This window comes from Stenotrophomonas sp. JC08, from assembly GCF_052180205.1.
In the GTDB taxonomy this organism is placed as follows: Bacteria; Pseudomonadota; Gammaproteobacteria; order Xanthomonadales; family Xanthomonadaceae; genus Stenotrophomonas.
Map to the genome: position 1 here is coordinate 283,489 of NZ_CP197473.1, position 13,468 is coordinate 296,956.

Below are 13,468 nucleotides of genomic sequence, written 5' to 3' on the forward strand. Positions count from 1 at the left end.
GATTGCATACGCAGATGACTGCCTTCGAGTTGCTCCAGATTTTCCTGTTGTTGATCGTCGGCCATGCACTGGCGGATTACCCGTTGCAGGGCGAGTTTCTGGCCCGGGCCAAGAACCGCTTCGCGCCGGTGCCGGGGGTGCCGTGGTACCAGGCGTTGGGCGCGCACGCGCTGATCCATGGCGGGGTTGTCGGGGTGATCACCGGCAGCCTGCTGCTGGGCGCGCTGGAGGTTGCCAGCCACATGCTGATCGACGACCGAAAGTGCGCCGGCCGCATCAGCTACAACGCCGACCAGCTGCTGCACGTGCTGTGCAAACTGCTGTGGGTGGCGGCGCTGCTGCTGTGGGGACGTCTGCCCTGAAGCGACTCAGTCTTCGAACTCGGGCATGAATTCGCCGCGGTGCCAGGCCTTGATGCCCTCTAGGCCGCCGGCCTTGTCGAGAAAGCGGCGGGTGTAGTCGTAGCCGGCCTGTTCCTGGGCGCGGCCCAGCTTGAAGCTCAGCAGGCCCATGCCCGGCACCGCCGGCGGTTTGAGCAGCAGGTCGCTGCCCAGGCCAGTGCCGCGCAGCATGCGGCCGGAGGTGATTTGCATCGAACGCGCCGCCACCGCGCCGATCCGCGGGAAGTCATCGCCCTTGCGCTGGCCTCGCAGCAGCTGCCAGGCCAGTGCCAGTCGCGAGGGCACGCGCTCGTAGGCACTGCTGACCCGCCATTCGTTGCCGGGCGACAGCATCGACACCAGGTTCGGACCACTCTTGATCGCGCGCATCACCGAGATCGGCACGTTGTTCATCACACCGCCATCCACCAGCACCTGCCCCTCGGCGTTGATCCACGGCGGCAACGCCACCGGAATGGCGGTGGAAATGCGCAGCGCCTCGCGTACCCGGCCGTGGCGGATCACTTCCAGCTCGTTGGTGGACAGGTTGGCGCCCACGGCGAAACAGCCCAGTGGCAGGTCCTCCATCCGCGAATCGCCCAGCTGTTCCTGCATGCAGGCATCCAGGTGGCGGTGATCGAGCAGGCTGTACCAGGGCAGGGTGAAGCGTCCCAGTGCCTTGCTGTGCAGGAAGAACTGTTCGTAATCGGCCATCATCCCGGCGGCGTCGATGCCGGTGGCGTAGGCATGGGCCACCACCGCGCCGATCGAGGTGCCGCCGATGATGTCCACCGGCACGCCGGCTTCGTTCAACGCACGCAACGTGCCGATATGGCCGGCGCCCAGTGCGCCACCACCGCCCAGGACCATGCCCAGGGCGGTACCGGCAAGCAGGCGCGCCACCCGGCTGAAATCGCGGGGCTGGTCCAGGGTCAGGTGGTGATGCAGGTGCAGTGCCCGCTGCTGCAGCCAGTGCTGGCTGTGGGCGATGCGCTCGCCGCTCCGTTCCCGCCATAGCAGCAGGCCGATCTGGCGCGGGCGGAACAGCGGCAGCGCATAGGCTTCCAGCGAGGTCAGCGGCACCACGCCCTCATCGGCTTCGGCCAGTCGCCCGCACAGCAGCAGCTGGTCGCACTGGCGTAGTGCGACCCGGTCCCAGATGTCGTGACCGTCACCGGCAAGCAACAGCAGTTTGTGCCCACGCTGTTCCTGCGTGGCCAGCCATTGCGAGAGCGCGCGTTCGTCGGCGTCCTGCAGTCCGGCGGGCAGGTCGCGGGCACGCAGCAAGGTGGCAGGGGTGCCGTTCTCCAGCAAGGCTTGCAGCAGGTCGTGCACCAGCGACCCGGGTATCGGCGCCTGCCCGGCCGGGCACAGGCCGATCGCATCGGCGATCCGTGGTGCCATCGCGGCCGCACTGGCAGTGGTCGCGGCCAAGCGGCGGCCCAGCGTGCGCAGGATCGACTGGGTAAAGCCGGGCTGCGCGGCCGCCAGCCGGTCGAAGCTGTCGCGGCTCAGTTCCAGCACTTCCGAATCGCGGCTGGCCACCACATCGGCGGTACGGGTCAGGTTGCCGAAGAACGCGATCTCGCCGACCGGCTCGCCCGCGCCGATCTCGGCCACCAGGTGACGGCCATCCAGCAGTACCTCGAAGCGGCCGCGCAGTACGTAATAGACATGGTCGGCGGTGTCGCCCTGGCGGACCAGGTGCTCGCCCTTGCGCAACTCCAGTCGGCGCATCTGTGACAGGACGCTGTCACGCTGCTCCTGTGTAAGGCCGGCCAGAAGTTCCGGTGAGGCGGCGGTGGCGATATCCACGTGTGTACTCATGGCAAGGGGACGTTTTGTGTGGAAGTTGCGTCGACAGGGGACATCGCTGCGTGAACGACGATGGGTACGATCCCCGGCCCGTCGACCTCCACATGAACAGGCACTGGCCATGGTGGGCTGCCGGTGGAGTTACGTCCATAGCCGGTCGCGCCAGGCGGAAATACCGATGTCCGGAGCCTCGATTCTCCGCGCAGCGGCAAGCACCTCTCCGCCGGCAGGCCCGCAGTGCACCGCAGGGTTCAGCCGGGGCGTGTAGATTATCGGGCTTTGTGGCCTGTCCACGCCGCCGCATTCCGTTGTGCCGATGACCCCCGCAATCAGCCCCTACACCGCCTCCCTGCGCCTGTCCGTTGCCCCGATGATGGATTGGACAGATCGCCACTGCCGGGTTTTCCACCGCCTTCTGGCGCCGGGAGCTCGGCTGTATACGGAGATGGTGCACGCCAACGCGGTGATCCATGGCGACCGCGAGCGGCTGTTGGGGTTCGACGCCGGCGAGCGGCCGCTGGCGCTGCAGCTGGGCGGCAGTGAACCGGCATTGCTGGCGCAGGCCGCCCGCATCGCCGCCGACTGGGGCTATGACGAGATCAACCTCAACTGCGGCTGTCCTTCCGATCGGGTGCAAGCCGGACGCTTCGGTGCCTGTCTGATGCGCGAGCCGGCGCTGGTGGCCGGCTGCGTGGCGGCCATGGTGGCGGCGGTGAGTATTCCGGTCACGGTGAAGTGCCGGCTCGGCGTGGACGAAGACAACGATTACGACGTGTTTGCCGCTTTCGTCGACCGTCAGGTGGAAGCGGGCGCGGCGATGATCGTCGTACATGCGCGCAACGCCTGGCTCAAGGGCCTGTCGCCGAAGGAGAACCGGGAAATCCCGCCGCTGCGCTATGACTGGGCGTACCGGTTGAAGCGCGAGCGCCCGGCCGTGCCGGTGGTGCTCAATGGCGGCATTGCCACGGTCGAGGCGGCACAGGCGCACAGGGCGCAGGTGGACGGGGTGATGCTGGGGCGCGCGGCCTATCACGACCCGTACGTGCTGCATCTGCTGGACGTGGCGCAGACCGGCAGGGCGCCGCGTTCACGCGAAGAGCTGCTGCGGGCCTTCCGTCCCTATGTCGAGGCGCAGCTGGAGCGCGGTCTGGCGCTCAAGCACCTCACCCGGCATGTGCTTGGGCTGTTCCATGCGCAGCCGGGCGGGCGTGGATTCCGCCAGATATTGAGCGAAGGCGCACACCGGCCCGGAGCCGATTGGGCGTTGATCGAACAGGCCTTGCAGCTGACCCGGGAGCACAGTGCCCGGGTGATGTGATCCGGTGAGCCGGCCGGCGGTAAATGTCCAGCCATCTTGCTGAACAGGAAGGATCGGAACGGGGTAAAGTTCAGACCGGATTCACCCCCGAAAATCAAGAATTTACCTCGATTTCGTGAGGTCTTTGGAAAAATCCGCAGGCCGGGTATTCACGGATTTTGAACGTTTCGTTGCAGTCCGATAGGATCACTTCATGCTTCCGGTCATCCGTCATGTTTTCCCCTTCGCCGTTGTCGCAGCCCTGGTGGTTGCCGGTCCGGCTGTGGCGACGGCCCAGGCGCAGGAGGCACGTCCGGAAATGCGCGACCGCCACGACATGGCTTCCCGCGATGCCGCGCCACGTGATGGCCGGTCGCTGTCGGATGCGGTGCGCCGCGTGCAGCGCGAAACCGGCGGCCGCATCCTCGGCGCCGAGCGGGTGCCGTACGATGGTCGCGCCATCAATCGCGTCAAATACATGGATGATCGCGGACGGGTACGTTATATGGACGATCCTTCGCCATCGGCCCAGCGCCGGTCGCGCATGGCGGAGCCGCCACCACGCGGCGATAACCCCTGAACAGCGATAGTCGTCCCGTAATCCGCAGACAACGCCGGTGCTGACCGGCCAAAGCAAGTAGGAGAGTTCATGCGTATCCTTCTGGTCGAAGACGAAGCCCCGCTGCGGGAAACCCTGGCGGCCCGCCTCAAGCGCGAAGGCTTTGCGGTGGATGCGGCGCAGGATGGCGAAGAAGGCCTGTACATGGGCCGTGAGGTGCCGTTCGACGTGGGCATCATCGATCTGGGCCTGCCGAAGATGTCGGGCATGGAGCTGATCAAGGCGCTGCGTGACGAAGGCAAGAAATTCCCGATCCTGATCCTGACCGCGCGTTCGAGCTGGCAGGACAAGGTCGAAGGCCTGAAGCAGGGTGCCGACGACTATCTGGTCAAGCCGTTCCATGTCGAGGAGCTGCTGGCCCGCGTCAACGCGCTGCTGCGCCGCGCCGCCGGCTGGTCCAAGCCGACCTTGGAATGCGGCCCGGTGGCGCTGGATCTGGCCGCGCAGACCGTCAGTGTCAGCGGCAGCAATGTCGACCTGACCAGCTACGAGTACAAGGTGCTGGAATACCTGATGATGCATGCTGGCGAACTGGTCTCCAAGGCCGACCTGACCGAGCACATCTACCAGCAGGATTTCGACCGCGACTCCAACGTGCTGGAAGTGTTCATCGGCCGCCTGCGCAAGAAGCTGGATCCGGATGGCGAGCTGAAGCCGATCGAAACCGTGCGCGGCCGCGGTTACCGCTTCGCGATTCCGCGCAACGAGGGCTGAGCCCGGCCGGGCGCAACACGGTATGACGGGCCGTCAGTGGCTATTGAAGCGTTGGCGGCCGCGTTCCCTGCAGGCGCGCCAGCTGCTGTCCGCCTCGCTGGGGTTGATCGCGTTCCTGGCCCTGGCCGGTTATGCGCTGGATACCGCCTTCGCCGATACCGCCCGCGCCAACCTGCGCGAGCGGTTGAAAAACTACGCCACCGCCTATGCCGGTGGCATCGACTTCACCCGCGACGGTTCGCTGTATATCCGCGAGCAGCCGCCGGACCCGCGCTTCGATGTGCCCGGCAGTGGCCTCTACCTGCAGGTGGTGATGACCGGCGACCACGGCAATTCGATGTCCGCCGAAGGGCCGATCCTGCCCGATGTCAGTGGTCACCTGCTCGATCCACGCCAGGAAGTGTTTGAAGGGCCGCTGCCGATCACCCAGATCGATGGCTCGCCCGGCTCGGTCTACCGCTACGGCCTGGGGCTGGTGTGGGGCGGTGACGGCATGCCGGAGGCGGAGTTTCCCTACACCATCTACGTACTGGAAGATTCGCGCGCGTTGGGGGCGCAGCTGCGCGTGTTCCGCAGTGCGGTGTGGTTCTGGCTGGGCGTCACCGGCCTGATCCTGCTGCTGCTGCAGACCTTCGTGCTGCAGTGGAGCCTGCGCCCGCTCAAGCGCGTGATCAACGAACTGACCCGGGTGCAGCGCGGCCAGCGCGAGCGCATGAGCGAAATGCATCCGCGCGAACTGGAACCGTTGACCGAAAGCATCAACGCCTTCATCGAAAGCGAGCGCGAGAACCTGGAGCGGCAGCGCAACACGCTGGCGGATCTGGCCCACAGCCTGAAGACGCCGATCGCGGTGCTGCGTACCCAGCTCGACAGCGGCGCCGATGATGCGGCGTTGCGCGAGGAACTGGACGTGCAGCTGCAGCGCATGAACAACCTGGTGTCCTACCAGCTGGCACGTGCGGCGTCCTCCGGCCACAAGCTGTTCTCCGCGCCGGTGTCGATCGAGGCCACCGCCGAGGACATCGTGCCGGGGCTGGAGAAGATCTATGCCAGCAAGGGCGTGCTGTGCGAATTCGATATCGCCCCGGGCGTCTGCTTCTATGGCGAGCCGGGCGATTTGCAGGAACTGCTCGGCAACCTGCTGGAGAATGCGTTCAAGTGGGCGCGTCGCGGCGTGCTGCTGACGGCCAAACCGATCGCCGCCGCGCCGGGCCGCCGTGCCGGCCTGCTGCTGGCGGTGGACGATGACGGCCCCGGCATCGCCGAGGAAAACATCGCCAAGGTGCTGCAACGGGGCGTGCGTGGCGATGAGCGGGTACAGGGGCATGGCATCGGCCTGTCGATCGTGCAGGACCTGATCAAGGACTATCGTGGCGAACTGCAGGTCAAGCGCTCGAGCGAGCTGGGCGGCGCGCGTTTCGAGGTGACCCTGCCGCCCGGGCTGTGATGCTGTCAGCTGCGCAGCTCTGATGCGTGTACTTCCGGAGCCCTTGCCGCCAGATACCCTGCCGCAGACGATCTGCCGTATCTGCGGCGCAAAGAGCGGTGGCATGACGCCGTTCGGTGTTGGGTGGCCGCTGCAGGCCGCAGAAGCAGAAGAAATCGCCGCGACTGTGCGCGGCGATGGGAAGCGGTAAAGCTGCGCAGCAATCAGAACGCGGGCTGCAGGCGCAGGCCGTCATCGCCGACATGGTTCAGCTTTCCGACCAGTTCCGAATGCTGCCGCATGCGGCCCAGTTCACGCATGATGCGCACATCCTCGTGGCGCAGTTCGCGGCGTAAGGAGACGGCCTGCTTGTAGTCCAGCACTTCGGGGTAATGCCGGGCCATCTCCAGTGCCTGCGCCACTTCATCGACGCTGTCGGCATCGGAGCTGATCCGTGCGCGGCTGTTGAAGGCTTTCATCCACCGCTCGAAGCCGGCGGTACGGTCGAACATGTTGGCCATGAACCAGATCACGAACAGGATCGAGATCCACGAGCCGAGCACGACCACCACCCGGGTGAAGGTGATATGGAAATCATCGCGCCACAGATAGTTGGTGATCAGCCCCAGGATCAGCAGCGAGGTGGCCTGCCAGAGCACGATCGAAGTCATCAGCCATTGGCACTTGGCCTTGGCCAGCAGCGCGACCTCCTCGCGGATCTGTTCGTCGCTGAGGTTCTTCCAGTGCGCGACCTGCTTTTCAAACGGGCTGCGATACAGCTCGTTGTCCTGCAACAGCAATCCCAAACCCTTGAACAACGCAATCATGTTGAGCTCCTTGCAGTAACGTTCTGGAACGAGCGACGGAGGCGGCGTGGAACAGTCAGGCGCTTCCAGTTCTAGCACTTTCCGGCCGCTTGGCAATGGGGGCGTTGCGAGGATGCGACCGTGTCGTCGGCAACCGGTGCCGGTGCCATGCCGCTTTTTTTGCGGCGCGTCATCAGGAAAACCGTTGCAAGGAAAGATCGAAACGGCAGGCCTGTGCTGCGGTTGCACATGCCACGGCAACGGCGGGCTGTGGCGGCGGTGGAATCCTGGCTGGCGCCAGCCAGCAACGATTCGTGTGGCGTCGACGTTAGGATTGGCGCCATGAGCGTTCTTTCCCGCCGCGTTTCCGATGCCGCCACCGCGCAGATCCGGCGCTGGGTGCTGGACGCCTTTCCGCGTGAGCCCGCTGGCGTGGACTATGACGCGCCGCCGGGTGACCCGGGCTGGTTCGGCCCGGACAGTGTCACCTGGCGCATCCATTCCGATTTTCCCGGCATGCTCGCCGGCGGCCTGTGTGCGTTGATGCTGCAGCTGCTGCACCCGCGTGCGCTGGCAGGCGTATATGAACATTCGAACTTCCGCGAGGATCTGCTCGGCCGCCTGCGCCGTACCACCGGTTTCGTCGCCACCACCACTTATGCATCGACGGCTGCGGTGGAGCAGGTGATCGAGCGGGTCCGCGCCATCCATGTGCGGGTCGCAGGCAGCCTGCCCGATGGTCGCCGCTATGCAGCGGATGATCCGGAACTGCTGACCTGGGTGCATGTTACTGAGGCCTTCGGTTTTCTGCAGGGGTGCCGGCGTTACTGCCGCGAGGTGCCGGTGGCGATCGCCGACCGCTACTACGATGAATACCGGCGCGTGGCCGAAGCGCTGGGCGCACGTGAGGTGCCCGCCAGTGAGGCGCAGGTGCGGGACTATTTCCAGGCACTGCAGCCGCAACTGCGGATGGATGCGCGCTCGCGTGAGGTGCTCGAAGTGCTGGCCAGCGTGCGTCTGCCGGTTCCGCTGCCGGGGATGTCACGCGATCTGTTCCTGTCCGCCGGTGCGGCGCTGCTGCCTGACTGGGCCGTGCAGATGCTGGGCCGCAGCCGTGGCCAGCAGTTGCAGTCCACCGTGGCCGCGCGCGTGCTGCGCAGCGTGGCGCCGCTGTTCCGGATCGCGTTGAGTGACGGCATCTGTGCACGTGCCTGCCGCCGTGTCGGTCGCGAGCCGGCCGCACTGATGGAGTGGCCGCCAGTGCGCTGAGCGCGCACCGGCGGCTGGGGCGTGTCTGCCGATGCTGTGTGCAGCCTGAGTCGTACCGCGCCGCGATCTATCGCGGCAGCTCGCCGGCGTCTCAGGCAGCGTTTGCAGCATGGTCGGCGGTGTGCCCGGGGAGGATATGCGTGGGAAAGCATTCGAGTATCCATTGCTGCCGCAGTGCAACAGGTCTTCCCGCGATGGGCGTGTTTGCTGCATGCTGTGGCACCCGCACTGCGTTGTGCGTGCTGTCGGGGATGAGCGTGGGAGGGTGTACCGCTTTCCGGGAACCCCGCCGATGACGGCGGAGGTCCAGCGTTCGCCGCCGTCCCGCCCAACCACGACCACCAGACCATGCATCGGCGAGCAATGACGGGGAAAGAGGGAGGCTCCAGGGCATGAATCCATCACCGCGGCTGATTGCGGTCTCCGGTGTGTTGATCGCGCTGTTGTTGCTGGCGACGCTGGTGCTGATGCTGTGGAACGACCGCAGCAGTCGTGTGCAGGCGGCGCAAAGGCAGAGTATGGCGCTGGTGACCGGCAGTGACCGTCTGCTGCGCGCCGAGCTCAGCACGATGGAGCGGGCCCTGCGTGGCGCTGCCCGTGATGGCCGCGAGTTCTACCGGCAGGTGCCGGAACAGGCGCCGTTGCTGCTGGCCGCCAGCCTGCGCGGCACGCTCGAGCGCAACGCCGATCTGCGTTCGATCACGCTGGTGGATGATGCGGGGCGGCCGCTGTCGGCGGGGCGTGGCGATCCCGCGCTGGCGCAATGGGCGCAGCCACAGAATCGGGTGCTGGCCGGCGAGCTGTACGTCGGCAAGGTGGAGCGGGATGTTGCCGGTGACAGCCTGCTGCTGGCCGTGCCGGTGCAGTCGGGGCAATGGCTGCTGGCGCGTCTGCGGCTGCTGGTGTTCCAGCGCGTGGTCAGCGGCCTGGACACCGGCAGCATGGGCGTGGTGTCGATCGCCAGCCGGCGCGGTGAACTGCTGGCGCACAGCCTGGACCCGATGGCGGTGCAGCGGCCCCTGCCGCGTCCGATCAGCCAGGTGCCGGTGCTGGAGCGGGCACGCGCGTGGGGCGTGGCGGCCAGTCCGCTGGACGGCGTGCGCCGTATCGGTGCGGTGGACGCACCGCGCGATTACCCGCTGATCCTGTTCGCCGGGCTGTCCTATGACGAGGTGATGGCACCTTGGTACCGCTATCTGTACGTCGCCATCGGCATCTATCTGCTGTATCTGGGCGGATTCGCGTATCTGTTCAGCAGCGTGCGCCGCGGCACCATACGCCAGCAGCGGCTGGCCCAGGAGGTGCGCGCCGGTGCAGCCGAGCTGGCGCTGGCCTACCAGGTCGGCAAGGTCGGCACCTGGTCGCTTGATGCTGCCGGCCGGGTGCTGGCCTGGTCGGCGTTGACCCGGCGCATGCTGGCGTTGCCGGCGCGGCATGCCGCGCTGGAGGACTTCTACGCGTGGGTGCACGTGGAGGACCGGGCCGAGCTGCGGGAGCAGGTCCGGCAGACACTGGAATCGGGGCAGCCATTGAATGCGCTGTTCCGGCTGACGTTGCGCGACGGATCGTTGCGCTGGCTGTCGGCGCGCGGCGAGCGCGTCCATGGCCTGGAGGCCGGCCCACGCATTGCCGGCGCGATCACCGATATCAGCGAACGGGTGCGCAGCGAGGCCCGCGTACAGCAGGCCGAGCACCAGTTCCGGCTGGTGTTCGACCGCAACCCGGCCCCGTTCTGGATCTTCGATATGGAAACGCTGTGCTTCCTCGAAGTGAACCGGGCGGCGATCGAACAATACGGTTACAGCCGCGCGGAGTTCCTCGCCATGACCCTGCTCGACATCCGTCCGGCGGAGGGCGGTGAGGAGATCCGGCGCATGCTCGATGATGCCGGTGCCGGGCGGCCGTCGGCCGCGCACCTGTACCGGCGGCGCGATGGCCGCACGTTCGAAGTGGTGGGGCATCTGGCGCTGCTGGAATTCAATGGCCGTCCGGCCTGCCTGATGCTGGCCGAGAACGTCAGCCAGCGGCTGGCCTACGAGCGCGATCTGGCCTGGCGCGCCAGCCATCATCCGGGCACCGGGTTGTTGACGGTCGAGGCACTGGCCGAGCGTCTGGATGGAGGCCGGGGCGGCTACACCATCATCCACGTGCAGTTGCGTGGCCTGCAGATGGTGACCGACACACTGGGCCGCGAAGCCGGCGAGGAAGTGCTGCAGGCGATGGTGGCGCGGCTGGCGGCGCTGGGCCTGCAATACGGCCTGCTGGCCTACCAGCCGGCTGAAGACTTCGTGCTGGCGGTGACCGGCGTCCATGATCCGCAGCGGGTGCTGGATGTGGTGCGCGAGACGGTGGCCGCACCGGTGCGCGGGCGCGACACCCTCCACCAGCTGGAGCCCCGTATCGGCGTGGCCAGCTGTCCGCTGGATGGGGAGCTGTCCGACCAGGTGCTGGGCCGGGCCGCGCAGGCGGCGCATGCCGCGCGCGAGAACGGTGTGGTGGTGTTGCGCTTCGACCAGACACTGGCACAACGCCATGCCGATCGCCTGCAGCTGGTCGGTCGCATCCACATGGCCATCGAGCGCGACGAGTTCGAGCTGCATTTCCAGCCGATCCGCCATGCCGCCGACGGTTCGGTGGCGATGCTGGAGGCGTTGCTGCGCTGGCGCCAGGTCGATGGCAGCTTCATCCCGCCCTCGGACTTCATCCAGCTGTGCGAGGACACCGGGCAGATCATCGCGCTGGGGCGCTGGGTGATCCGCGCCGCCGCCCGTGCCGCCCGCGTGCTGGCCGACAATGGCTGGGAAACCCTGCCGGTGGCGGTCAATGTATCGGCGGTACAGCTGTTCAACAGCGACCTGGTGGACGAGTTCCGCAGCGCCGCCGCCGCCTGCGGTCTGCCGGCGGGCGCGCTGCAGATGGAGCTGACCGAGAGCAGCCTGATGCGCAATCCGGTCCAGGCCATGCAGGTACTGGAAAACCTGCATGCCAACGGCATCACGGTGGCGCTGGATGATTTCGGCACCGGCTTTTCCAGCATGTCGTATCTGCAGCACCTGCCGCTGGACCTGCTGAAGATCGACCGCGCCTTTGTCGCCGATGTCGAGCGTAATCCGCGCAATGCGGCCATCTGCCGGGCGCTGCTGTCGCTGGGCCACAGCATGGGCCTGGCGGTGATCGCCGAGGGCGTGGAAACCCGCGGCCAGTACGACTGGCTGGTGGCCCATGGCTGCGACCATGTGCAGGGCTGGCTGTTGGGCCGTCCGCTGCCGCTGGACGAGCTGCTGCCGGTGCTGGCGGGGCCGTACCCGCGGGACTGAACCGCGCGGCGCTCAACCGGCGTCGGTATCCGGAGCGAGCTGCCCGGCCAGGTAGTCGATGAAGCTGCGGACCTTGGGGGCGAGGTGGCTGCGGCTGGCATAAAGGGCATGGATGCCGATCGGCGGCATTTCCCAGTCCGGCAGGACCGGCACCAGCTGTCCGCGGGCCAGCGCCTGCTCAACGATGAAGTCCGGCTGGGCGACGATGCCCATGCCGGCGATGGCCGCTTCGCGCAGCACCTCGCCGTTGTTGGCGCGCATGCGCGGCGTCAGCTCGATGTTCACTTCGCCCTGTTTGCCCTGCAGCTGCCAGCTGTCACCGCCGGCGGCATAGCTGTAGTGCAGGCAGTCGTGTCCGGACAGCGCCTGCGGCGTGGCCGGGGTGCCGCGCCGGGCCAGATAGGAGGGGGCGGCGCAGAGCATGATCCGCGCCTGTGCCAGCGGACGGGCGATCAGCGAAGGTGGCAACTGGCGGGTGATGCGGATGACCAGGTCGAAACCTTCCTCGACCATGTCCACCTGCCGGTCGGACAGTGACAGCTCCAGTTCCACTTCCGGGTACTGGCTGGCATAGCCGGGCAGCAGCGCGGCCAGCCGGGCGATGCCATAGCTGACCGGGGCGTTGATCCGCAGCCGCCCGGAAGGCTGCAGCGCCTGTGCGCCGACCGAGGCTTCCAGTGCGTCGAATTCGGCCAGCAGTTCCACGCAGCGCTGGTAGTAGGCCGCGCCGGTGCTGGTGGGGCTCACGCGCCGGGTGGTGCGGTTGAGCAGGCGTGTGGACAGGCGCTTTTCCAGCGCGGCGATCTGCCGGGTGACGCTGACGGTGGACAGATCCAGCGCGGTTGCGGCGGCACTGAAGCCGTTGCGCTCGACCACCGCGACAAACACACGCATGGCCTCGATGGTGTCCATTGTTTCCGCCTCCGTAATAAATCCTTGATATGCAGGTTATTTTTTGCGCTGCTCCTGCGCAATAAGCTGGTGACCGTCTTCCCACAGTGAGCTCCCATGACCCCGCGTCTGCCTTCCCTGTTCATTTCGCATGGCTCGCCGCTGACCGCGCTGCAGCCGGGCCAGCTGGGGGTGCGGCTGGCGGCGCTGGCGGCGGCGCTGCCGCGTCCGCGTGCGATCGTGGTGGCCTCGGCGCACTGGCTGCAGCATGGGCCGATGGTCTCGGCCACGGCGCAGCCGGAAACCCTCCACGATTTCAGCGGATTTCCACCGGAACTGTACCGGCTGCAGTATCCGGCGCCCGGTGCGCCGCAACTGGCCGCGGACATCGCCGCGCGGTTGTCGGCGGCGGGGCTGGAACCACGGCTCGATCCGCAGCGCGGGCTCGACCATGGCGCGTGGGTGCCGTTGCGCCTGCTGTACCCGCAGGCCGATATTCCGGTGCTGCAGGTGTCGGTGCAGCCAACGCTGGGGCCGGCGCACCAGCTGGCGCTGGGGCGTGCGTTGGCGCCACTGCGGCAGGACGGGGTGCTGTTGATCGGTTCGGGCAGCATCACCCACAACCTGCATGACTGGCGCAATTACGACGAGGCCCGCGAGGCGCCCTATGTGCGGCCGTTCATCGGCTGGATCGAGCAGAAGCTGCAGGCCGACGACGTGCCGGCGCTGCTGGACTACCGTCGCCAGGCGCCGTTCGCCGAACAGGCCCATCCCACCGACGAGCACCTGCTGCCGCTGCATTTCGCGATGGGCGCGGCCGGCACGGAGCGGCTCGGTGCGCAGCGCATCGATGCCGGCATCGACATGGGCTTCCTGGCGATGGACATCTACCGCTTCGATGGCGGCCGGTGAGCAGGAAGCGGAGGCAAGGGCT

At 67.1% G+C, this 13,468-nt stretch carries 11 protein-coding genes; 8 read left to right on the forward strand and 3 right to left on the reverse strand.

The features are described 5' to 3' along the window. Positions 1 to 14 precede the first annotated feature (14 nt). Positions 15 to 362, forward strand: coding sequence for a DUF3307 domain-containing protein (locus ACSBPQ_RS01190; RefSeq protein ID WP_442683270.1), 348 nt, complete (start codon positions 15 to 17; stop codon positions 360 to 362). A gap of 6 nt (positions 363 to 368) precedes the next feature. Here ACSBPQ_RS01190 and ACSBPQ_RS01195 read toward each other — a convergent pair whose 3' ends face one another. Beyond that, positions 369 to 2,207 (reverse strand): cyclic nucleotide-binding and patatin-like phospholipase domain-containing protein, encoded by a 1,839-nt coding sequence (locus tag ACSBPQ_RS01195; protein ID WP_442683271.1) that lies wholly within the window; start codon positions 2,205 to 2,207, stop codon positions 369 to 371. Positions 2,208 to 2,511: 304 nt separating this feature from the next. On the opposite strand from ACSBPQ_RS01195, the gene dusA reads away from it, so the two are divergent. From dusA to ACSBPQ_RS01215, 4 genes are all read left to right on the forward strand, one after another. Further along, positions 2,512 to 3,513 carry a tRNA dihydrouridine(20/20a) synthase DusA gene (gene dusA, locus ACSBPQ_RS01200; protein WP_442683272.1) on the forward strand — a complete coding sequence of 334 codons (1,002 nt, stop codon included), beginning with the start codon at positions 2,512 to 2,514 and terminating at the stop codon, positions 3,511 to 3,513. A gap of 193 nt (positions 3,514 to 3,706) precedes the next feature. Then, on the forward strand, positions 3,707 to 4,072 hold the full coding sequence (locus tag ACSBPQ_RS01205; RefSeq protein ID WP_442683273.1) for a PepSY domain-containing protein: 366 nt from the start codon (positions 3,707 to 3,709) through the stop codon (positions 4,070 to 4,072). A 69-nt stretch (positions 4,073 to 4,141) separates the two neighbouring features. Beyond that, complete coding sequence (locus ACSBPQ_RS01210) at positions 4,142 to 4,825, forward strand: response regulator transcription factor (RefSeq protein ID WP_442683274.1); 684 nt, start codon at positions 4,142 to 4,144, stop codon at positions 4,823 to 4,825. Positions 4,826 to 4,847: 22 nt separating this feature from the next. Beyond that, positions 4,848 to 6,272: an ATP-binding protein gene (locus ACSBPQ_RS01215; RefSeq protein ID WP_442683275.1), complete on the forward strand. Its 1,425-nt coding sequence runs from the start codon at positions 4,848 to 4,850 to the stop codon at positions 6,270 to 6,272. Between the two features lie 203 nt (positions 6,273 to 6,475). Here the strand turns inward: ACSBPQ_RS01215 and ACSBPQ_RS01220 are convergent, their stop codons facing one another. Next, complete coding sequence (locus ACSBPQ_RS01220) at positions 6,476 to 7,078, reverse strand: hypothetical protein (protein ID WP_442683276.1); 603 nt, start codon at positions 7,076 to 7,078, stop codon at positions 6,476 to 6,478. A 321-nt stretch (positions 7,079 to 7,399) separates the two neighbouring features. Between ACSBPQ_RS01220 and ACSBPQ_RS01225 the strand changes: the two genes are divergently transcribed. Both ACSBPQ_RS01225 and ACSBPQ_RS01230 read left to right on the forward strand, forming a co-directional pair. After that, on the forward strand, positions 7,400 to 8,326 hold the full coding sequence (locus ACSBPQ_RS01225; RefSeq protein ID WP_442683277.1) for an oxygenase MpaB family protein: 927 nt from the start codon (positions 7,400 to 7,402) through the stop codon (positions 8,324 to 8,326). A gap of 392 nt (positions 8,327 to 8,718) precedes the next feature. After that, positions 8,719 to 11,643 (forward strand): bifunctional diguanylate cyclase/phosphodiesterase, encoded by a 2,925-nt coding sequence (locus tag ACSBPQ_RS01230; protein WP_442683278.1) that lies wholly within the window; start codon positions 8,719 to 8,721, stop codon positions 11,641 to 11,643. A gap of 12 nt (positions 11,644 to 11,655) precedes the next feature. Here ACSBPQ_RS01230 and ACSBPQ_RS01235 read toward each other — a convergent pair whose 3' ends face one another. Continuing rightward, positions 11,656 to 12,555: a LysR family transcriptional regulator gene (locus tag ACSBPQ_RS01235; protein ID WP_442683279.1), complete on the reverse strand. Its 900-nt coding sequence runs from the start codon at positions 12,553 to 12,555 to the stop codon at positions 11,656 to 11,658. Between the two features lie 96 nt (positions 12,556 to 12,651). Here ACSBPQ_RS01235 and ACSBPQ_RS01240 point away from each other — a divergent pair, with 96 nt between their 5' ends. After that, a complete protein-coding gene (locus ACSBPQ_RS01240; RefSeq protein WP_442683280.1) occupies positions 12,652 to 13,446 on the forward strand; it encodes a DODA-type extradiol aromatic ring-opening family dioxygenase in 795 nt (264 codons plus the stop codon). The last annotated feature ends 22 nt before the right edge of the window (positions 13,447 to 13,468 follow it).

Excerpts from the sequence above, each read along its gene's own strand:
- ACSBPQ_RS01195 (WP_442683271.1), bottom strand. The coding sequence starts at position 2,207 with ATGAGTACACACGTGGATATCGCCACCGCCGCCTCACCGGAACTTCTG.
- dusA (WP_442683272.1), top strand. The coding sequence starts at position 2,512 with ATGACCCCCGCAATCAGCCCCTACACCGCCTCCCTGCGCCTGTCCGTT.
- ACSBPQ_RS01190 (WP_442683270.1), top strand. The coding sequence starts at position 15 with ATGACTGCCTTCGAGTTGCTCCAGATTTTCCTGTTGTTGATCGTCGGC.
- ACSBPQ_RS01230 (WP_442683278.1), top strand. The coding sequence starts at position 8,719 with ATGAATCCATCACCGCGGCTGATTGCGGTCTCCGGTGTGTTGATCGCG.
- ACSBPQ_RS01220 (WP_442683276.1), bottom strand. The coding sequence starts at position 7,078 with ATGATTGCGTTGTTCAAGGGTTTGGGATTGCTGTTGCAGGACAACGAG.
- ACSBPQ_RS01240 (WP_442683280.1), top strand. The coding sequence starts at position 12,652 with ATGACCCCGCGTCTGCCTTCCCTGTTCATTTCGCATGGCTCGCCGCTG.
- ACSBPQ_RS01205 (WP_442683273.1), top strand. The coding sequence starts at position 3,707 with ATGCTTCCGGTCATCCGTCATGTTTTCCCCTTCGCCGTTGTCGCAGCC.
- ACSBPQ_RS01225 (WP_442683277.1), top strand. The coding sequence starts at position 7,400 with ATGAGCGTTCTTTCCCGCCGCGTTTCCGATGCCGCCACCGCGCAGATC.
- ACSBPQ_RS01215 (WP_442683275.1), top strand. The coding sequence starts at position 4,848 with ATGACGGGCCGTCAGTGGCTATTGAAGCGTTGGCGGCCGCGTTCCCTG.
- ACSBPQ_RS01235 (WP_442683279.1), bottom strand. The coding sequence starts at position 12,555 with ATGGACACCATCGAGGCCATGCGTGTGTTTGTCGCGGTGGTCGAGCGC.
- ACSBPQ_RS01210 (WP_442683274.1), top strand. The coding sequence starts at position 4,142 with ATGCGTATCCTTCTGGTCGAAGACGAAGCCCCGCTGCGGGAAACCCTG.